Annotated in this window: 1 protein-coding gene; it reads left to right on the top strand. The window is 75.4% G+C overall.

The genetic code is table 11. From position 1 onward, the window contains the following. Window positions 1-605: dual specificity protein phosphatase family protein (locus L810_RS43830; RefSeq protein ID WP_042978569.1), on the top strand; the 605-nt coding region annotated here is incomplete at both ends.

Genomic DNA, 605 nt, shown 5'->3' with positions numbered 1-605 from the left:
TGCATCGCCGGGCGCGGCCGGCCGCACGCTCGCGCGTCGTTATGCGCTCGGCGCAGCGGCGGTCGCGCTCGTGGCGCTCTGGTGCGTGCCGCGCGCGCCCGGCTGGGCGCTGGCGGCCGGGTGGGTCGCGCTGGCGCTCGCGTGTGTCGCATGGATCTACCGGCGCGGCGCACCCGGCGCGTTCCAGAAGGATGCGCACGGGCGTTTCCCGGTCGTCATCCGCTGGCTGCTCGCGCCGACGATTGCCGGCGCATTCGTCAATTCGCGGCTGTGGACGTTCCGGCAGCCGGCGCCGGTGCGGATCGACGAACGCGTGTCGCTCGGCCGCACGCCGACCACATCCGACGTGCGCCGCCACGGTTTCACGGCACTGGTCGACCTGACGGCCGAAATGCCCCGCTGGGCGGCGGCCGACGCATCGCTCGCCTATGCGAGCGTGCCGCAGCTCGACCTCGTCGCGCCGACGGCCGCGCAACTCGCGCAGGCCGTCGCGGCGCTCGAACGCCTGCACGGGGAAGGGCACGACGTGCTGGTCTGCTGCGCGCTCGGCTACGGGCGCAGCGTGCTGTGCGCGGCCGCGTGGCTGGCGGCGCGACGCGGGTTCG

It is taken from the genome of Burkholderia sp. AU4i (assembly GCF_000466765.1).
Lineage (GTDB): Bacteria > Pseudomonadota > Gammaproteobacteria > Burkholderiales > Burkholderiaceae > Burkholderia > Burkholderia cepacia.
The sequence above is the reverse complement of the archived record's forward strand: the minus strand, read 5'-3'. Positions and strand labels throughout refer to the sequence as shown.